This window comes from Sphingobacterium sp. NPDC055346 (genome assembly GCF_053645235.1).
Window position 1 is genome coordinate 494,384 of the sequence record NZ_JBSHMI010000002.1, and the last position, 20,321, is coordinate 514,704.

The window sequence follows — 20,321 nt, forward strand, 5'->3', positions numbered from 1 at the left end:
TATTTATATTTACGCTAAAATGTATTTTTAGTACTTATATTTTTTGTCATTGAAGCAGTTAATTCTGGTAGCTTAGCCTCATTTTGAGTATCTTCCTGTTTATTTGATTGGGGTGTAATGGATAGTTGAATCTTACGGTCGATTGCGGCAAGTTCGGTTTTAAGCTCGCTCAGTCGACATTCTTTTGTCCATATACCATCCACTACTCCCTGAAGTATTGGAATATCTTTTTGAAAATCAGTTATATTTTCTTGCTCTTTAGCGATATAGGATGGTAGTTTTTCCAGTGCCCGCAAAAAATTCATTGAGGCAGTTTCCGGCTCTTTCGCCATTATTCCATTATTGAATGTATATTTTATATTTCCTTCGCCTTGTACAAAAAAACGGTTCACTCGAATATCGACTCCATCTTTTTCTGACATTTCGGTTTTTACCAATAATTGAAAACCATATAAACTTCCGATTTCTTCATAATCTCCACCTGTTCGGGATTTATCTGTTAATTCATTAAGGTTAGTACCTATTTGCTTGATGGTAGCAGTAGCAGGAAGACCTGTGAGCTGAATAGCGTTTACAATCGTACCATCCTGGTTCTTTTGAATACGTTGTTGCAGATTACTCCAATCAAGACTCATACGATCATGTCGCGACTGAGCTTTGTTAAGCTCTGCTGTGAAATCTTCAAGTTTATATTTAGCACTATATTTTGACCTATTAAATGCCTGTTTCTCACTTTCCAAGCCTGCAATTTGCTTTTCTACTTTCGCCTTGTCTAAAAGGTCAGTATTTCCTGATAGAATTGCTACGTATTCAGAAAAATTCATTCCTGACTTTTCATCCATACTTCCTTCATCAATAGTTCTCTTACCGAGATTATTTGATTTTAGCTGGTCTATGAATAGTTGTTTGTTGAACAATAGATTAAACTTATAACTGTCCAGTGATTTTTCTACGGCATAGATGACCACATCCACTTTATTATCGGCAAAATGCTTGGCTATTTCATTGCCTTTACGAATTGCCCGACCATCTCTTTGGGCAAGATCACTAGGTCTCCAGGGTGTATCTAAATGATGTATAGCTACAGCTCTCTTCTGTGCGTTGACTCCTGTTCCAAGCATACTTGTAGAGCCAAATAGTACCCGAATTTTACCTTCATTCATTCCCTTAATCAGCTCCTTACGTTGATTATCTGTTTTAGCTTCCTGTATGAAACGGACTTCGTGAGCAGGAATACCATGTGTTTCTACCAGTTTTTTCTTGATTTCAGAATACACGTTCCACTCTCCGGACTTGTAGGTCCCCAAATCAGAAAAAACGAATTGTGTTCCTTTTTGTGCATTAAACTTTTGGTAATATTTGGCGATATTATCGGCACAGTGCGAAGCCTTGTTATCAGGATGATCATAATAAGCACCACTCACCATACGCATATCCAGCGACATTTTACGTGCGTAGTCTGTTGCAATGAGCATTTTTGCTTTTTCTTCCGTTTTAGATAATGGCGGTCTTCCAAGCAAGGTAGCATCCCCGGATTTTGCAAACTGCATCAGGTTTTGTATAAATTTTGCCTGGTCTGGTGTAGGTGGAATATTGTACAGTATTTCCTTTTTCTCCGGTCGGTCAATCCCTATATCCTTTGCTGTGCGATAATCTGTAATTTCAGAATAGAACTGAGCTAGCTCCGGTACTTTAATAAAATAACGAAATCGTTCCTTTGCCACAATATTATTGGCTACAGAAAATTCATAATCCGTAGTTTTTCTTGCATAAATAGCCGCCCATGCATCAAAACAGTTTATACCTTGTTTTTCTAATGCCCTTGGTCTAAGATATTTGAATAACAGATACAACTCCGTTAAAGAGTTACTGATGGTGGTTCCCGAAAGAAAGGTAGCTCCCATGTCGGCATTGGTACGATCCTGAATAGTACGTATAGCAAACAATAAGTTCAGGGCTTTCTGACTACCATCTACATTTCCCAATCCTGCTACACGACTATGTCGGGTATTAAACATCAAGTTCTTAAACTGGTGGCTTTCGTCGATAAACAGATGATCTATACCCATCATTTTAAAATCTACAATATCATCTTTTCTATTCTCAATATCGTGTTGCAGCGTTTTAAGTTTTACTTCGAGGTTTTCTTTCCTTTTGATAGCTCCTGCAAGCATACCTCTTGTTACTTCAGCACCTTGCGATTGCATAGCATCAAGATTTCGTTCTACATTATCCAGTTCAATTTCAAGAATTTCCTTTTGTACTTCGGGCGATTGCGGTATCATTCCAAACTGATCATGCGTCAATATCACGCAATCCCAATCATTGTTTTTTATATCGCCAAAGATTCGCAAGCGTTTTTGAGGTGTAAAATCATCTTTCCCTGGAAACAGGATTTTAGCATGCGGATATGCAGTACGATAGGCTTCTGCAATCTCATGAACATTGCTTTTCAAACCAATGATCATTGGCTTATGAGCCAAACCCAGTCGTTTCATTTCCTGTGCCGCTGTACACATTACTAAAGTTTTTCCTGCACCGACTTCATGGTCGCAGATGGCTCCGTTATTCAGCTTAATCATCCAAACGGTATCCTTTTGACTTCCATAAAGATCATTTATGCCCAAAGCCTTGCGATCCAGACCAGGAAAATCCTGATGGCTTCCATCATAATTGGGGCGGACAAAACAATTGAACTTATCATTATATTGATCTGTAAGTCGTGTTTTGAACTCATCGTTTTGAGCATGGAGCCATTCAGTAAAGGCTGTTCTTATTTCATCAATTTTACTGTTTGCCATTTGTATGGCTTCCATATCCCTTACTTTAACCTCTTGATCTCCAATCGTAACTTTTTTAGTAATATCGGGTGTCGTGTTTACTAAAGCGTGTTTCAGTAACGCAATTCCATCAAATGTTCTGCTTTCCGATTTTACGGCATATTTTTCCCAAATATGTTGATTGCCCTGTTTAGAGGTTACGGAAAAATCATCTGAACTATCTGAATAGTGTATTCTTACTTCTGTGTCGAAAAGATGTGAGGCAAAGCGTGCGTAGATTCCGGACGGTATCCATCGCTCACCTAAATTAAAATCAAGTTCTTCAAACTCTATTCTTCTTGGTCGGGATTCTTCCAATATAGTTAAGCTTCGTGCAGCTTCTTTATCCTCAGGATTATTTTCAACATGGCTTCTAAGTTCGTGTGCCTTTTCAACCACATTTCCTGCAATCCAACGTTCCGCTATTTCGTATTCATTAGCTAACGGATTGTAATAAATACGGTCATTCAAGGCTTCTTTAAGAGCATCGGCAGACATACTGCTGATTTCAGACATGTATTCCAGATCTACAGTTCCGTATTTGTTTAATGAAGCTGCTAATGCTTCTTCTGGATTGTCCGTTGCCAGTGTAGAGATGGAAAAACTAACAGGATGACTAAATACATCGGCTTTATGTATCACTCCACCAATTGTACGTTCCAGATACGGTACTTCTTTCCCCGCACTATCCGTTTTAATAAGCTTAATATTATCAGCACTATTCAGGTTACCATACTTTCTTACAAAAGCATCATACAAATAGTTAAGGGTTTCTCTTTCTGAGTTATGTTCGGTTTGTTTCTCTGCTTCCTTTTGATAAAGATCTATGTAGGTATCCCTTATAGCAATATAGGCTTCAGCTCTTGCTTTCTGTGAAGAAGTCAATTGCAAAGGATGGAATATACCTGTTTTGTCAACTTTGTCAACATTTTGTAAATGACCAACCCAGCCATTGTTTACCACAAGGCAGTCATTACGGTGAAATGCTTGTATTTCCTGACTATACAAAGCAGGCTCTGGAAGTGTGTTTTTTAGAACTAGCTTATCAACAGTATCTTTTTCGTTTACCTGCGAAAATAAATCTCCGATTAGCTCTCTTGGCTCATTGTTTTTAGGTTTACTTATAGATTCATTGTTAACAGGCTGTACATAGGGTTGTTGCATACCACCACTGAAAAGATTGGTTTGCTTTCCAATCGGAGTACGGTTTCTGTTAAACTTTTTCTTTTGACTTTGGGCTGTTTTCTTTGGTGGTGCAATTACTGTTATAGACTCATCATCATTGCCAAATAAGTCAAAAATACTCAGCTGTTTTAGTTCTTGTGGCGGTGAAATTCTTTGTTGTTCCTGTTGGGTAATTGCTGATTCAATTATAGGAGGTGTAAAAATTGGTGTAACGGGAATTTCTATTGCCGGCTCCTCATTTCGTTCACCTTTGTATAAAGCTAAGTTTAAATTCCTACCAAAGTCTTTAGAAAGCATTTGTGTTAGGTCTTTAGCAATTCCATTTACACCATCATTGTGTTTATAGATCAAAGCGGGCTGTCCGTAAGGGTCAGTATCTAATTTACTTTCAGTATGTACAATCCTGCTGTTATTATAAAATAATGCATTCCCTGGTGTATTGTATACAGTCTGTTGACTTTGGCAAAACAGTTCTTCTGCTTCAGATAAGCTTTGCTTAATTGTATTCTTTTGTAGGATTATCAAATCAGAGCCTACTTCTGTGCCTGCATACTCTGTAAATAAGTTATTTGGCAATCGGATAGCTGACACCAAATTGTTGTTTTCCATTAATGCTCTACGTATCGGCTCATTCTTAGGACTATTTAATACTCCTTGCGAGGTAATGAAAAACTGTAAACCTCCTTCCCGAAGCATATCATTCCCTTTCAAAAAGAAATAGTTATGAATACTTCTGGCTGCTTGTACTTTTGCATAATCTTTACTTCGGGAATAGGATAAATCAAATACAGCAGTATCTCCAAACGGAATATTACTTGCGATTACATCATAGCTGTTCTGTTCTTTTTCGGAAATTTCCTCAAAGCCACTTACACGGATATTACTTTCTGGATAGAGGTGTTTTAGTATCTTCCCGGTTAATACATCTTTTTCATAGGCAGTAACCCTAGTCTCTTCGTTATCTGCAAAAGATTGTATGAATGCACCAATACCTGCTGATGGTTCCAGAAAATTCTGTATTTTAAGTCCACTATCTTTCAGAGCAAATGAGATAGCATCTATAACCTGTGGTGGTGTGTAAAATGCTGTTAGGACAGAGCTTTTCATACTGTCCACATATTTTCTGTACTGTTTATCATCAACGGAATTCTCCATTAATAGTTGGTGTAATTCCTGTGTAATTGGAAAAAGATCATGTTCGTTTTTTCGCCAATGATTGATATCTACTTCACTGGAGATAGGGTTCAATACGAACTTTAGACCACCAAATCCGCTATAATGCATCATTAGCAGTCTTTCGCCTGCGGTAGCTTGCCGCTGTTCCTTCTCCAATTTAAAAGCAGTACGTAAGGCTTCAATATTCTGTTGGAGATGAAGACGTTTACTGAAGCCCATTTTCCTCTATCCAGATTGAAATGGTACCGGTTATTTCTGTGTAGAGCTCATCAAACTCATGACAGTATGCGAAATCATCGGTTAATTCATATTTCAAGAAAACAGATTCACAGACGGGAAACATTTTTAGGGCAAATGGTTTCAATTCTTCATCTGCCATTAAAGCATCAAACTCATTGCAAACCACTTGAAAAATGGTGTCGAAACGGGAGAAATGTAAGCCTTCAAATAATATGTAATTGGCAATTTCACTACATTGCTCTATAGCGTTGCCCGAAAGAAATGCTCCTTCATAAGCATTTGCTGCCCATGAAGATCGTTGGTCAATAAATTTCTGGTCGCTTGCTTTTTCGGGGAAGCTGCTGTTAAGGTGTTCTTGCAGTCGTAGTCTGAAATACGACAAGTCTTTTTGCAGTGTACTCATGGTAAATTTTATTTAGAATTTTTGCGTAAATCCTAAAATTAGAGCAGTAAGGCAAAGTTTTTATAGAAGTGGTAGGATTTGGCTTTGAGAGGTAGGATTTGGCGTAATATGCAACGAGAATTTCAATCATCTGAGAGGTTCCAGATTTTAAGAGACAAATAGTCTATTAAAAAAATTATAATGAATTTGCACAATCAAATACCGTACGGTATATTTGCAATATGGTAAGATCAGAAAAAACACGACAATACATTATTGAAAAAACAGCTTCAATTTTCAACAAAAAGGGATATACAGGGACGTATTTATCCGATTTGACTGATGCAACAGGCTTGACAAAAGGTAGTATTTATGGAAACTTCAAAGACAAAAATGAGGTTGCTGTAGAAGCTTTTAGATACAATTACAAATTCCAATCTGAAAAAATACTCGGCAAAATAAATCAAATAGAGCATTCAGCCGAAAAAATGATTGCATTCTTAGGTCATTACAAAACGGAATTTAAGCCAATATTCCAAAACGGAGGTTGTGCCATCTTGAATACATCCGTTGACGCAGATGATGGAAATGATTTGCTAAAAATGGAGGTCACTAAATCAATCCAAAGTTGGCACAAGACCATTGTCTCCATACTGGAAGATGGTGCCAATAAAAATGAAATAAAAAATTTGGATGCGAGTGTTTTTGCATATCGGTTAATTGCTCTGATTGAAGGAAGTATTTTGCTAGCAAAAACACTTGAAAAACCAGAAATATTGATGGAAAGCATCGATTTTTTACAGTCTGAAATTAATAGTCTGAAAATTTAAATAAAAAAATTTGAACAAGCATATACCGGTAGGTATATGCGTAAATATTAAAAAAATGGAAAGAGTAGTTATCACAGGATTAGGAGCAATTACTCCTATTGGAAAAAACACAATGGAATATTGGAACAACTTGCTTAACGGAGACTCTGGTGCCGACAAAATAACGCGTTTTGACACAACAAATTTCAAGACAAAATTTGCATGTGAAATCAAGAATTATGAGGCTTTAGATTACTTCGATCGGAAAGAAGCAAGAAAAATGGACAGATTTACGCAGTACGGACTTATTTGCGTAGATGAAGCTGTAAAAGATGCAGAATTAGATTTTTCGAAATTGAATGTAAACCGGATAGGTGTCATTTTTTCCAGTGGAATTGGTGGCTTTGAAACGTTCGAGCATGAAGTCATCGATTATGCAAAAGGTAATTTTCAACCAAAGTTTAATCCATTTTTTATTACCAAGATCATTTCTAATGGCTTGTCTGGTATAATTTCTATCAATTACGGATTAAGGGGAGTTAATTATTGCCCTGTTACCGCTTGTGCTTCTTCTACACAAAGCATTATTCAGGCATTTAATTACATCCGTTTAGGCAAAGCGGATATCGTTATTACGGGCGGTTCTGAAGCTCCCATAACAGCATCTTCCATTGGCGGGTTCAACGCGATGAAGGCCATGTCGACCAATAATGAAAATTTCGGTACTGCTTCAAGGCCTTTTGATACAAGCCGTGATGGATTTGTGGTCGGTGAAGGAGCCGGGGCTTTGATTGTCGAAAGCTTAGGCTCGGCAATAAAAAGAGGAGCTAAAATTTACGCGGAAATTGTAGGTGGTGGAGAAAGTTCAGATGCCTATCACATTACGGGAACGCATCCCGAAGGAACTGGGGCATTTTTGGCCATGAGGGAAGGTATAAAAGAAGCCAACTTAAATCCAAATAATATTGATTATGTTAATGCACATGCGACATCGACTGGACTTGGTGATTTATCAGAAATTAAAGCGATTGAGAAATTATTTTCATCAAACCTTGATAAAATTCAGGTAAGTGCTTCAAAATCTATGACTGGGCATTTATTGGGAGGTACAGGTGCTATTGAAGCCATTTCAACTTGTTTAAGCGTAAAAACCGATTTAATTCCACCAACTATAAATACGACCGAAATTGATGAAAATATACCAAAAGAATTAAATCTGTCCTTAGGTAGTAAGGCGTTTTCAAAAACGGTGAATTATGCCTTGAGCAACAGCTTTGGGTTTGGGGGACATTGTGGAGCTTTAATCTTAAAAAAATACATTTACTAAATTACAAAGTAGGGAAATCTCTATGAAAATGCTTTAAGCATATTTTTTTATTTTTGCATCACAATTTAATCCATTATCATAATGAAAGAACTAATCGAAAAAATCAATGCTTCATTTGAAGCGTTAAAAGTAGATGCTGAATTACAGGCAGACAAAGGAAACAAAGCAGCAGGAACAAGAGCTCGTAAAACCTCTTTAGAACTTGAAAAACTGCTAAAAGAATTTAGAAAAGCATCTTTAGATGCTTCTAAGGCATAATAATGACAAAACCCTCCATATTCGGAGGGTTTGTTATTTGTTAAGTACCTGAAGAATTTTGCTCACTTCTATATTCATTCGTGAAAATGCGAACCATTTTTTGCCCAGGTCTTTAAGCGAAGCCCCAATGTGGTAAAGTTCCGTACTGTCAATAATTAATAAGCGGTCGTGGCTATCGGCAAAAACTTCAACTTCAATACGGGGATATTGACTGTTGTACCTTTGTAAATCCAACCGAAGCTGATTGCTGATGCTTTTGGTATAGATTGTTGCGGTTACAGATTGTTCTCGTTTACCTAGTAGCGTAAGTACAGTATCATCCACATAATTGTCAAGCAAGATAATGGACTCTTTAGCACTTCGAATAATATCTGATACAAAGGCGTAGGCATCGAAAACCTGTCCACTATAGAAAATCCCTTTTTCAATGTGTAGCTTGTCACTTTCCAGAGCTTTGAATATCTCTTCAAATTTTTGATCGGTTTCCAACTGTTTCAGTTCCATTTTATCCAAACGATGAAACAAAGAAGCATTACTGATGAGTATTCTACGCATTTCTACAAAGGCTTCCATAATCTCAACACTGACCTTAATCGCTGTAGACGAACGAAGAATGGCGGAAGCCATTGCCACACCTTGCTCGGTAAAAGCATAGGGTAAATAACGTCTTCCACCATAGTTTAAACTTGAGGTTCCAATCTGGAACCTCAAGTTTTCAGCTTCCTCTTCGGTTAACTGAAAACAAAACGATTGTGGAAATCTTTCGATGTTCCTTTTCACGGCTTTATTTAGGTTCTTAGTTTCTACCTGATATAAGGAAGCCAGATCGCTATCCAGCATTACGTGTTTATCTCGAATGGTGAAAATCAGTTTTTCTATTTCTTTTTTGGACAGGATTATATTACTCATTTCTTTTTTTGTTTATTGGGTGGAAATTCGAAAGAGCTTTTTCCGGTTGTATCCAACACAATGTATGCATCGAATTTTTTGCCTGATTTACTTTGCATTCCTTTTATGAGTTTTGTTCTTCGTGTTTTTAAAAGACTTTCAATATCATTGGTACTCAATAATACTCCGCAAACATTACGAAACTGTATCCAATTACAAACTTCATCGGGACATTTTATCACCTTATTCCAAATGAGGAGTTGCTGTTGTTTACATTTTGGACATTCCAGTTCAGGTTGTTTCTGTTTTACAATAGTAGATTCTAATAGTTCCTTTGTAATAAAATCTGCATATAACTCCATTTCTTTAAGAAATATGGTGGCATCTTCTTGATCATTTTCAATTTGCTGTAATGTTAACTCCCATTCTGCGGTCATAGCAACATCAGCAATCTTTTTGTCTTTAACTAAATCATAAACCTGCAAACCTTTTTCTGTTGGGATGAGTGATTTCTTTTCGCGACGAATATAGTCACGCTTAAAAAGAGTTTCTATTATAGCTGCTCTTGTAGCTGGGGTGCCAATACCAATCCCCTGTAAAATTTTACGTTCCTCTTCACTCTCAATTTCCCTCCCAGCACTTTCCATTGCTGATAACAATCCGGCTTCGGTGTACAATACAGGAGGTTTAGTTTTCTTTTCTATTACCTGCATACTTTTGATATTAACTTCTTCACCAACTTTCAGTTCGGGGATATCTTGTATAGGCTCACTGTCATCCTCACTAAAATTTCCACGAATAGCACGCCAACCCGGTTCAAGAATTTTACAACCTTTCAAAATAAAATCATAATGTATTACTTGTAAGGTAATATCTGTTATTTCTTTGGAGCATGGATGTGAGATGGCTTCCAATAATCTGAAAGCTATCATATCATAAATTGCATTTTCTTTGGCAGGTAATTCAGCGGGTATTTTTTCAGTAATGAGTAAACCATGATGATCCGTTACTTTGACATCGTTCACCATACGTTTATTGAAACGTCCCCATTTCACTTTTTTGCTGGCTTCCTTACACGATTCTCTGTTTTCTAGTAGTCTTACTAGACCAGGGATTTCAGCCCATAGATCTTCAGGAATATATTTACTACCTGTACGCGGATAGGTAATCAGTTTCTTTTCGTAAAGGCTTTGAGCAATGTTAAGCGTTTCATCCGCAGAGAGTCCAAGTTTTTTATTAGCTTCTTTTTGTAATCCTGTCAGATCGAACAATAGAGGCGGTTGCTCTGCTATCTTTTTACTCTCTGCTTCAATCACTCTAGCTATTCCAATACGCTGTAACGATTTCAGTATGTCTTCAGCTAGCTTTTTATCGTCCCATTTAGTTTTTGAAAGACTTTTGAAATCTATTGATTCCTTATGATGTTCCAGATTTATCTGCCAATAAGTTTTTATTGAGAAGTTTCTATTTTCCAGATACCTTTTACAGATGAGGGCTAATGTGGGTGTTTGCACTCGTCCAAGCGAATATACACCATGCCCAGCGGCAATACTCAATGCTTGTGAAGCATTGATGCCCACTAACCAGTCGGCACGACTTCTGCCTTGTCCGGCATGGTAAAGTCCATCAAAGTCACTACCAGGTTTTAGGTTTTCTAAACCGTGTTTAATGGCTTTTTCGGTCAAAGAACTTATCCAAAGACGCTCAAAAGGTTTATTGCATTTAAAGTAATCGTATATATAACGAAATATCAATTCCCCTTCACGTCCGGCATCAGTAGCTACAATGATACTTTCGCTTTTACTGATAACCTGCTCAATAATTTTTAACTGTTTTAAAGCTCCGTTATCAGGTACGTACGATTTGCCTTTTTTGATTTTCCTTACTGTCAATAAAAAGGGATTAGGAAGCATTGGTAAGGATTCTCTTTGAAAACCTGAGATACCATAATCTTCAGGCATTCCCAAAGCAACCAAATGCCCAAATGCCCAGGTAACGTAAAACCCATTACCTGTCAAGAATCCTTCTTTCTTTTCTGTTGCACCCAATATTGTGGCAATCTCTCTTGCAACACTTGGCTTTTCTGCTATTACTACTTTCATATTTTGCTATTTTGGAGATTTACATTTTTTTGCCTTTGGATTTAGCGGGAGCTTTTGGCTTTTCCTGTTGCTCTTGTTGCGTCTTACTGTCAGGGTTTTTCTGCCCTGTCTTTAAAGGCTCTTTTAAATTTTTTGTAGCCTCATTAGTTTTTCCCTGAGAATTAACAGCTGTCTGAGTTTTATGTGCTTCAACAGGTTGGATTTTTTCTTTCAACCTATCAGGGTTGTTAAACGAAAAGCCTGTTTTGCCTGTTTCCTTGTCAAAAGTTATATAACCCTGATATTTCTGGCCTTTTTTATCCAGTAATCCATCTACATATACAGTTTGACCTTCTTTGAATTTCTCGTACTGTTTGTCATCCAGTTCTTTTCCTCGGAAATTTCGCGGAGCTTCCTGAGAAGTACCTTGTAATTGTGTTTGCTGCTGATTTTGTGTCTGCTTATTGTTGGTGGTTCTATCAAATAAAAACTCTACATAACGTTTGTCGGCATTGAATTGAACTGTAGCATCGAATGAAGTACCTTTTTTTGAGATCATTCCCTCAATCAATAGTGGCTTACCCTCCATAAGAGTTTGTTTCTGCTGCTCATTCAATTGTACGCCTTTTAGTTCATCAGGTACTTTAATCTTATCTGTCCGCAGAGCAATAAGCTCATTGGTTAGTCTATCTACACTTATAATGGAAGGTATTGTTTCACCTGTTTTAGGGTTTTTAAGATCAACAGTTCGCCCCATATTGCCTGTTTTAATCAGATTCTCTTTATCCTCTTTGCTGAATTCATGCCCAAAGAAAGGGAAGTTTAATTGAGGTTCTTTTCTTACGCTATGGATAAGCATAACAGCTTTGCCATCTTCGCCGGGCTGTAAAGACAACCTGCCTTCAGGACGGGAAACAGCAGTTCCGAGGTTTAGCGTAACTGTTACCAATTCATTGGTTTTATATCCTTTTAAAAGAGGATCAAGCAAGTTTCTCTTTTCCAGATATTCTTTGCTCAATCCAAGATTGTTCATCATTTCCCAATCAATCTGTTCCGGCTTGAAACGGTATTCGCCTGTTTCCGGAGTTTTTTGTGTTGTTTCCATATTTTTATGATTTTCTTGTTTTAACTCTGGTTCTTTTACCTCATGCTTTGCCATTACTGATTCCCCTTCTTTAGTAGGTGTATCAATCTGTTGCTGCATTTTTTTTGCCGTATCAATTGCTTCATCAGCTGGTACTTTAAAAAATTTAAAATGGGTAGGATTCTTCAGTTGACGGAAAAAATTGGAAAAGAAGTTAGAAAACATATCTCCGTGTTTATCCACACGCATAAACTGATTTTGGTTTTTCTCATTTGGCTCTACAGTTTTGAGATTGCCGTCTTTATCAATTCCTTTGACAACCTGAATCCTGTTTTTTTCTTTGTCCAATACCAAAAGTGTTTCCGATAATTGATCCGGTAATTGCGGACTATCTATTGTTTCTTCACTCATAATTTTATTGTTTTAAAACTGTTATCTTTTCGAAAATAACCTATACACAAAAAGGTATGACCAAAGCGTCCTTTAGGGGCATTATTTGTCACTTGCTGTCTTTAGTACGGTGCAATGGAGTATTGAAGCTTTCTCTTACAAACTGATGTACGTCAGTTAATTTGTAATATAATTTACCGCTGATTGTATAGTATGGTAACTTGCCAGAAGAACGATAACGTTGTAAAGAACGACTACTGATTTTAAGCATCTGAAGTAAATCCTGATTATCTAATAATACTTCACCATCTATGGTGTTTTTCTTTTTTTCAATATCTGTTAAGCTATCTTTTAGCATATCGAAACGATCCATAATGCGTTCCATCCACGATATAAATTCTATTCTATCTATATTCATAATGTAGTCCTTTAAGAATTCTTTAGTTTTCTACCTTTCTCAATGTAACTCTTGCCTTTAGCCATAAGCTCCTGTACATATTCATCGCTGGTCTGTACGGCATTGGCATTAAGCATATCTTTTATAGCTCCAATGGTATAGAAATACTGTCCATACATTTTGGAATAAGCTATTTCTCCTTTTGTACGTATTCGCCAAAGTGTTTTTTCACTAATATGGAGATACTGACATACTTCATGGTTGTTCAGCCAGAGGCTATCATAGCTGGTATCTTCTGATTTCAGGATAAAATCATTAATTGCCTTTAACCGCTCATTGAGCTGTTTCCACGCTTCTTCTTCGATTGTTATAATTTTCATTGTACACGTATTTATTAATTACGATACAAAGTTGGATTGTCTGGCTGGTATTGTCTGCCAAGCTCTGCCAATTGGTTTGGAGTTTTTTTTAAATTTTCTTGAATCATATAAACACCTAGTTGTTAGGCATTAAGAATACATGAAAGCATCAGCAATAACGGTTTGTGAACATTTGCCAATTGGCAAATATGGGTAAAGAAAAAAGCAGTACGTTTAGGGTACTGCTTTTAAGATTGGTGTATCGAAGTAACTATAGATCTTTATCCATATATTCTTCAAGAGATATTTTAAGCTGATCTAAAAATGTAGTTCGCGAACCACTCCTAGTTTTCATTCTATGAAATGCATGATGTACATCGTTAAGAGGAATTTTAAAAAGTATCTGACAGATCAAGCCGAGCTTTCTAATCCCAATTTTGCCATGACAAATTGTTCCTGACGCATGTATTGCATAAATTAGTTCAATAAGTGCATTTTTTGAGTTTGTCCATGTTAATTCTTTTATAGAATCTATATGATCCAGTTTTATACCTGTATTATCATCAGGGGCTATCTTATTTATTAAATAAGAATATAGCAAATCATTTGAAATGATTTTGGCAATTTTGTAGTCATAGTAAGTTGAGAATTGTAAATCGATTTCAAAAGCAATACTATTTAATCCATCATAACAATTAACATTACCTAACCTGAAGTATAAATCATCTCTGTCAACCCTGCCTGAACGATAGTATCTATAAAAATCAGAATTACAGATGTGCTCACTGTAATCTATCTTCAATTTTTCAAGATGCTTAGAAAAGTACTTATGATAGATCTCACCTTCATTGACTGGACAAACGGTTTCTATTCTAAACAGCTTATTGTAGTAGATTAATTTTCCTAAAATATATGGTTTGATGTTTCGGAAGAAATCAATTTCTTCTTCGTTGTTTTTAAATCCGTTTGAGATTACATAATCTTTCACAGAGAGAAGTAAATCTTGCAAAAAAATCGTCATTTGGTAGGCTTCTTCTACAATCAGAGATAACTCTGAGGATAATCTACTCTCTTTACTGTTTATTTCAGCAATAATATTTGGCAGGGATATTCTCATAAGTGACATATTTAGAAATTAGATAGTCTCTTCCATATTTTACAAAATTTGTTATTATAAACGAGAAAATTTCCCAAGTACTAACCAACTTGGGAAATTTTTATCCATTTCTAGTAGCAATATTTTTATGTTTTAATCAGAAAAACACCATGAGGACATGTCTTATTAAAGGACATAACTGTTAATGAAAAAGTATTTAAAATAATTAATGATTCGATGTCAAAACAAACCAAACGTTCGGTATCTTTGCAAATGTTGCTTGTTATAAACTATAAAGATATAATTTGGAAAATAGCTCATATACCCGAAAAAAGGAACCGGAATTAAGTAAGCAGTTGATTATCGACGCGGCTATTCACATTGGATCAGAATCAGACTGGCACCACGTAACTTTTCAATCTATTGCTGATTGGACAGGTTTGAGTAAAGGAGGGATTATCCATCATTTTAGGAATAAGGAAGAATTACTGGATGAGCTAGTAAATCAAAGCCTGATTAACCTTACGGATAAAGTAAAAAAATACAGAGATCAAAATGTCGATAAGGATGGTGCTTTTGCTTATCTGAAATTTATCTTAGAAAAGAAAAATGATGAAAAATACGCTAAAACAATGCGAATCATTCTCCAAGCAATCATGATTAACTCCAAGTATCGCCTACAATGGGAAGATTGGTACAATCTTCACATTTTGCCAACCGATGGAGAGGAGTTGAGCATACATAGTACTATTGTTTTTCTGGTGGCAGATGCTATCTGGTACTCAGAAAATATGGGTAGTATACACCTTACTGAAAAAGATAAACCCAAGGTTTTAAATTTTTTACAGCAATTAAAGTAACCGATTCTTTATTAGGTATTAACACCAATTAATGGATAATATATTGAATCACAAAACAAATAAAATGATTCTCAAGTGCTTACTTAAAACTGTTGATATTTAAAATTAAACTTGTTTGGATATAAAATATATAAAATGGAAGAAACCGTAATTCATCAAGACAAAATATTTTCCGGTATAAATTACTCTGAAAAGAAACTGAGAAACAGAGAATTCATAAAGTGTGAATTTGTCAGTTGTGATTTTAACAAGAGTGATCTAAAGGACAATAATTTTGAAGATTGCACTTTTAAACAATGTAACTTTTCAATGGTGGACGTTGACGGAACCGGATTCAGGAATGCTGTATTTATTGGGTGCAAAATGCTGGGGGTAGACTTTGCAAGATGTAGCAAGTTTGCGTTTTCGTTTTCGTTTACGGAATGTCATTTAGACTACAGTAATTTTTTTGGAACAAAGCTTCGAAAAACTACTTTCAAGAACTGTACATTAAAAGACGTTGAATTTGGTGAGGCTGATCTGACGGCCTCTGAATTTTTAGGATGTGACCTTTCCTCTGCTATATTCTCTAATTCTATTCTAGAAAAAACAGATTTCAGGACAGCAGTAAATTTTGCTATAGACCCAGACGTTAACAAGATGAAAAAAGCGAAGTTTTCGGCACTTAACCTTGTAGGTCTTTTATACAGACATAATTTGGATATAGATTATGACAGCTAATAAATTATTTGACCAATCATAACCCGTTGAATTATCTGATAATTATCACTGAAGCATGCTGTACCAAGTAATTGCTTTTCCAGTGATTCATTGCTTTATTTTTTGTACTTTTGTAATTGAGTTACAAGGAATTTGAATATAAATGAATGCAGTAAGCACCATTACTAAATCATTACCAATAATAATTTCACACTGCCTAATTCGCTCTTAATTAACCGCTTTGGTCCTAATTGATTTTTTTTAGGAAAAAAATATTAAAAAAATCTTTCATAAAATAGAAAAGGTTGACATTTTTCGATTGTCAACCTTTTCACTTAAAAAGTTATCTTAACTTTTTCTTCTTGAAACTAATGTCTCAATGATTTTAAAATAACCTCTTTTGTATAATGATAACGTTATTGTTTCCTGGATATTGTGTAAATGTTAATTATTTGTTTTCAATACTTTAACTGTGTAGCTAAGCGTCCTTAAAAATTAGAGAGAAAATAATGAATTGCTCATTAAACCGTTTTACATTTGTGAGGTCTTATTAAAAACTGATGAAAAACAGAATGAAAAAAAACTATTTTAACAGGGCATTGTTACTGTTTAATACTTTTAAGAATAGAAAATTAACAAACGAAGATATAGAGATCGCTGAAGGAAAAGCTCAGCATTTAGAAGGCAAAACCAATGAGTTAAAACTATTGATATCAATGATAAAGGATACTTTCTCCGGTCGATACAAGATGAACAAATGGAATATGTCCATTATTGTGGGGACAATCGTCTATGTTATTTCCCCAATAGATGCTATTCCAGATATTATCCCTGTGTTGGGATGGTTGGATGACGCTTCCATCGTTGGCTTTGCAATTTCAAAGTTAGCAGATGAGGTAGATCGCTATAGAAAGTTCCAGAAAACTGGAATAAGCACAGTAAATTAGGTCAAGTAAAGTATAAGTTAGGGATAGGTGTTAATGAAAATTAACGCCTATTTTTTTTATCTAGTTAAATAATTTTTGTTTCAGGTCTTTGCAATTAATAATAATTATATTGGCTGAAATTAATACCTAAATTATGAAGCAGACCATCATTGCCATTATTTTATTATTCAATTTGCAGTTTACTTTCGCACAAGAGGATGTGAAGTCAAAGATAGATGACCTTATGAAGGAGTATTATCCCAAGGATAATGATCCAGGGATCGTACTGGAAGTTTATGATAATAACAATAAATCCATTTATGCAAAAGGGCAGGGCATTGCTGATTTAAAAACTGGAAGGAAGATTGATGTCCAAACAAACTTCAGAATGGCATCGGTCAGCAAACAGGTTACGGCTGCTGCTATTTATCAATTGATTAAGGAGAACAAAATAGATGTTAATACTGCAAAGTTGAGTGATTTCTTCCCAAACCTTAAAGGAGAAATCAGGAATGCGACAGTACCTCAACTCTTGAACCATAGTTCTGGAATTGTCGACTATGAAGAGATCATTCCTAAAGGTCTGAAGGAACAATTACATGATTCGGATGTGCTGAAATTAATTGAGCCTTTAGATCGAGTATATTTCAGTCCTGGAACTAAGTTTCGTTATAGCAACACGGCCTATTGCCTTATGGCATTGATCGTGGAGAAAGCATCGGGACAAGGCTTTAGCGAATTTGTTTGGGATCATTTCTTTAAGCCATTGAATATGCACAATTCCTTAGTCTATAATCCTGAAGACGAAATTAAGGATAGAGCCTATGGATATCATTTGAAGGATAATGAGTTTGTTTTTGCAGATCAAAGCCTTACCAGTGCTACAAAAGGAGATGGTGGGGTATATACCTCAGCGAGTGAATATAAACTTTGGAACCAAGCTTTCATTAAATCTATGGAAGAGGGTTCAAACTTTAACGAATTTTTTGATAAAAACATCATCGCTATAAATAAGGACTGTTCCTATAGTATGGGCAAGTTTGTAGCCACCGATCAATTTGGGAATAAGGTGTTTTTCCATACCGGAGAAAGCACAGGTTTCAATAATTTGGTGATGAGCATTCCTTTGAGAGACATCAATATCAGTCTGTTTACCAATAGAGATGATAAGAAAATCAATCCTTTTATAGAAGAGCTATTAAATATCTTGGATATTAAACTGAAGCAACAGGAGAAAAAGCCAGTATTCAAATGGTTAAGTGATACCTATGCTAACGAGCATTAATCATACTCCTTTACATTAGCAATCTTGATCTGATTGTTGTCTAGCACAAGTTTAATGTCACGGTGATAGTCCGTTTGCAATTTGCAATCTGAAATAATCAGCTTTAAGTTCAATTCTGAAGCGTTTTCATCCAAGAGATCGCAACTTGAAACCTTGATTTCTCCCCAGTCTTGTCCAGAGATCAAAAACCCTTGTCCTAGACTAGCTGTATCTATTTCAAATTTATTGCCCCATTTTTGCTTGAGTTCAAATTTGGTTATGCTGCTGTCTATATCCAATCCGGTATTCATGGCATCGACCTTAAAGTTGTAATAATCCTCGGTGGTCAACAATTTCATTTTATCGAAGCCACTATCTTTTACAAAATAGCTTTCAATACTATCTTTTAGCCATTTACAGCCAGCTTCTTTACCGATGGGGTTCTTATCGAATTCAAGATTGGCAAGCGTATCTAAGGGATCTTGTTTTGATTGTTGGGTATTATTGCTACATGCCATGGTCCCCAACATTAAGGCAAAGAAAAAATATCTTTTCATACCGTTAATAATTAGTACAATAAAAATAGATAATATTCTTGAATAAAAACTGAAGTCTATTTAAATGGAAATTGCCATACTGCTGATTCTCTTGATTTTATCAGAGCCAGCAGATGAAAACTCATAGAAGTCATGAAAGGCTATTTTCTCGGTATTAAAGCAAAGAATTCCGCTTGCTGCCGCATGTTTTCCATGGCTGATGATCTGTTTAAGTTCCAAGGAATTAGCCTTGGAACTTTTTATTTTTTCTAGATATTCGACTACAGCATCATAGCCTGATATGGTTTTATCCCCAATCATTTCCCATTCGATATCCTTATGGAACTGTTCCGAGAGTGCCTTAACATCACCTTTCGCAAAGGCAATATTGAGGTCCCTGATGATTCTTCGCTTGGGTGCATTGTCACAGTCCTGGGGCGCAATTACATTCATCTTACCTATTTTTCTAGAATCTCCTTTAAATGGCGTAATCCTGCATCAAAATCCTTGTTCATATCAAAGAACAAGCCCATGAGGTTGAAAGGATATGGCATTTTGCCATCAATTTCCCAAACAACTTTTGAGCTTTCCGGATTGATCGCATCGACTTGCATAAAAGATTTATTGGCGTCTCCTGTTCCGTTAAAGAATAAGTCCATTTCAATTCTTCCAGCAGCAGAATCCACTTTGGTCAGCACTTGTTTCCCATCACCAACTTTCTTGCTTTTCCAAGTGTAAACAAAGCCTGGAGTACCATCGGTGCCTTCATAATGACGCTCAATATTTGGATCCTGTCGGGACCAATTGTCGTAATTTCCTTGATTCCTCATTAGTTTCACATACTCAAAGACCTCTGATTTCGGTTTGTTGATGCTGATTTCACTACCAGCATGGAAATCCTTAGGGACAAAAGCCGCTATGATCAGAATTAATGCAACTATACCTAGTACAGTCAATAAAAAATACTTTAAAAATTTCATCTGTGGTTAATTGTTTTGTTTGATATTATTTAGTTATCAACGTTAGCATTTTGTTAATGGTATTCAAGTTCCTGCCAGTTGCATTCACTTTCAGTTTCTTCTCAATGAAATTATTGTTCAACTTGCTTTTTGCCATCCCCGAAGGCAAATAAAAGTAGAATAGTTTTCCTTTATGCAAATATTCCTCTTGTCCAAGATCAATAGCTTTAAAACCTTCTAAAGCAGCATTTTCAGGCTGGTTGTCCAAATAGGTAATGAATACATGATTCGGAGCAAATTCAGAAGGGAAGGGGCAAGCCTCCAGTGAGGCCATTAATTCTTCTTCTGTGAGAACAAAGACCGAGATATCTAACCCAAACTCTTGAAGGATCAACGAATTAATTTGTGTTGCAACCTTTTCGGAATCTTCATCCGACTGCAGGACGATGTTGCCACTTTGAATATAGGTCTGCACATCCCGAAAGCCTGCTTTAGCGAGCTTTTCTTTTAAATCTGCCATCTTGATCAGGTTCTTGCCTGAAACATTTACTGCCCTTAAGAAGATGATATATTGCATAATTAGTGT

General features: G+C 36.0%; 19 protein-coding genes. 7 read left to right on the top strand and 12 right to left on the bottom strand.

The features are described from left to right. Positions 1–14 precede the first annotated feature (14 nt). Positions 15–5,399: an N-6 DNA methylase gene (locus tag ACWICE_RS06470; protein WP_058699779.1), complete on the bottom strand. Its 5,385-nt coding sequence runs from the start codon at positions 5,397–5,399 to the stop codon at positions 15–17. Continuing rightward, entirely contained in the window at positions 5,386–5,823 is a 438-nt protein-coding gene (locus tag ACWICE_RS06475; RefSeq protein ID WP_058699780.1) for a DUF1896 domain-containing protein, read from the bottom strand. The genes ACWICE_RS06470 and ACWICE_RS06475 overlap by 14 nt, the downstream gene beginning before the upstream one ends. Before the next feature lie 221 nt (positions 5,824–6,044). Here ACWICE_RS06475 and ACWICE_RS06480 point away from each other — a divergent pair, with 221 nt between their 5' ends. The 3 genes from ACWICE_RS06480 to ACWICE_RS06490 all read left to right on the top strand — a co-directional run bounded on the left by ACWICE_RS06480 (position 6,045) and on the right by ACWICE_RS06490 (position 8,196). After that, positions 6,045–6,632, top strand: coding sequence for a TetR/AcrR family transcriptional regulator (locus ACWICE_RS06480; RefSeq protein ID WP_058699781.1), 588 nt, complete (start codon positions 6,045–6,047; stop codon positions 6,630–6,632). 55 nt (positions 6,633–6,687) lie between these two features. Further along, the gene (gene fabF / locus ACWICE_RS06485; protein WP_058699782.1) at positions 6,688–7,938 is read left to right on the top strand and encodes a beta-ketoacyl-ACP synthase II; all 1,251 of its coding nucleotides are present in this window, start codon (positions 6,688–6,690) and stop codon (positions 7,936–7,938) included. Positions 7,939–8,019: 81 nt separating this feature from the next. Beyond that, a complete protein-coding gene (locus tag ACWICE_RS06490) occupies positions 8,020–8,196 on the top strand; it encodes a histone H1 (protein ID WP_058699783.1) in 177 nt (58 codons plus the stop codon). Positions 8,197–8,229: 33 nt separating this feature from the next. Here ACWICE_RS06490 and ACWICE_RS06495 read toward each other — a convergent pair whose 3' ends face one another. The 6 genes from ACWICE_RS06495 to ACWICE_RS06520 all read right to left on the bottom strand — a co-directional run bounded on the left by ACWICE_RS06495 (position 8,230) and on the right by ACWICE_RS06520 (position 14,512). Next, on the bottom strand, positions 8,230–9,105 hold the full coding sequence (locus ACWICE_RS06495) for an ORF6N domain-containing protein (protein WP_058699784.1): 876 nt from the start codon (positions 9,103–9,105) through the stop codon (positions 8,230–8,232). After that, positions 9,102–11,186 carry a type IA DNA topoisomerase gene (topB, locus tag ACWICE_RS06500; RefSeq protein ID WP_058699785.1) on the bottom strand — a complete coding sequence of 695 codons (2,085 nt, stop codon included), beginning with the start codon at positions 11,184–11,186 and terminating at the stop codon, positions 9,102–9,104. Before topB ends, ACWICE_RS06495 begins: the two co-directional genes overlap by 4 nt. Before the next feature lie 19 nt (positions 11,187–11,205). Continuing rightward, the gene (locus tag ACWICE_RS06505) at positions 11,206–12,660 is read right to left on the bottom strand and encodes a DUF3945 domain-containing protein (RefSeq protein WP_058699786.1); all 1,455 of its coding nucleotides are present in this window, start codon (positions 12,658–12,660) and stop codon (positions 11,206–11,208) included. A gap of 88 nt (positions 12,661–12,748) precedes the next feature. Then, positions 12,749–13,057 carry a helix-turn-helix domain-containing protein gene (locus tag ACWICE_RS06510; RefSeq protein WP_058699787.1) on the bottom strand — a complete coding sequence of 103 codons (309 nt, stop codon included), beginning with the start codon at positions 13,055–13,057 and terminating at the stop codon, positions 12,749–12,751. 11 nt (positions 13,058–13,068) lie between these two features. Next, complete coding sequence (locus ACWICE_RS06515; RefSeq protein WP_058699788.1) at positions 13,069–13,416, bottom strand: helix-turn-helix domain-containing protein; 348 nt, start codon at positions 13,414–13,416, stop codon at positions 13,069–13,071. Positions 13,417–13,666: 250 nt separating this feature from the next. Next, positions 13,667–14,512, bottom strand: a complete 846-nt coding sequence (locus ACWICE_RS06520; protein ID WP_058700049.1) for an RteC domain-containing protein — start codon at positions 14,510–14,512, stop codon at positions 13,667–13,669. A 284-nt stretch (positions 14,513–14,796) separates the two neighbouring features. Here ACWICE_RS06520 and ACWICE_RS06525 point away from each other — a divergent pair, with 284 nt between their 5' ends. From ACWICE_RS06525 to ACWICE_RS06540, 4 genes are all read left to right on the top strand, one after another. After that, on the top strand, positions 14,797–15,351 hold the full coding sequence (locus ACWICE_RS06525; protein ID WP_058699789.1) for a TetR/AcrR family transcriptional regulator: 555 nt from the start codon (positions 14,797–14,799) through the stop codon (positions 15,349–15,351). A 135-nt stretch (positions 15,352–15,486) separates the two neighbouring features. Next, on the top strand, positions 15,487–16,071 hold the full coding sequence (locus ACWICE_RS06530) for a pentapeptide repeat-containing protein (protein ID WP_058699790.1): 585 nt from the start codon (positions 15,487–15,489) through the stop codon (positions 16,069–16,071). 551 nt (positions 16,072–16,622) lie between these two features. Further along, positions 16,623–16,997: a YkvA family protein gene (locus ACWICE_RS06535; RefSeq protein WP_454297881.1), complete on the top strand. Its 375-nt coding sequence runs from the start codon at positions 16,623–16,625 to the stop codon at positions 16,995–16,997. Between the two features lie 133 nt (positions 16,998–17,130). Continuing rightward, positions 17,131–18,261 (top strand): serine hydrolase domain-containing protein, encoded by a 1,131-nt coding sequence (locus ACWICE_RS06540; protein ID WP_454297882.1) that lies wholly within the window; start codon positions 17,131–17,133, stop codon positions 18,259–18,261. Here ACWICE_RS06540 and ACWICE_RS06545 read toward each other — a convergent pair. The 4 genes from ACWICE_RS06545 to ACWICE_RS06560 are packed head-to-tail and all read right to left on the bottom strand — an operon-like array spanning position 18,258 to position 20,312. Then, positions 18,258–18,797 carry a hypothetical protein gene (locus tag ACWICE_RS06545; protein ID WP_454297883.1) on the bottom strand — a complete coding sequence of 180 codons (540 nt, stop codon included), beginning with the start codon at positions 18,795–18,797 and terminating at the stop codon, positions 18,258–18,260. The genes ACWICE_RS06540 and ACWICE_RS06545 overlap by 4 nt on opposite strands. 60 nt (positions 18,798–18,857) lie before the next feature. After that, positions 18,858–19,229 (bottom strand): nuclear transport factor 2 family protein, encoded by a 372-nt coding sequence (locus ACWICE_RS06550; protein WP_454297884.1) that lies wholly within the window; start codon positions 19,227–19,229, stop codon positions 18,858–18,860. 5 nt (positions 19,230–19,234) lie between these two features. Then, a complete protein-coding gene (locus ACWICE_RS06555; RefSeq protein WP_185211961.1) occupies positions 19,235–19,756 on the bottom strand; it encodes an SRPBCC family protein in 522 nt (173 codons plus the stop codon). Positions 19,757–19,781: 25 nt separating this feature from the next. Continuing rightward, the gene (locus tag ACWICE_RS06560; RefSeq protein WP_454297885.1) at positions 19,782–20,312 is read right to left on the bottom strand and encodes a DUF1697 domain-containing protein; all 531 of its coding nucleotides are present in this window, start codon (positions 20,310–20,312) and stop codon (positions 19,782–19,784) included. Between the last annotated feature and the right edge of the window lie 9 nt (positions 20,313–20,321).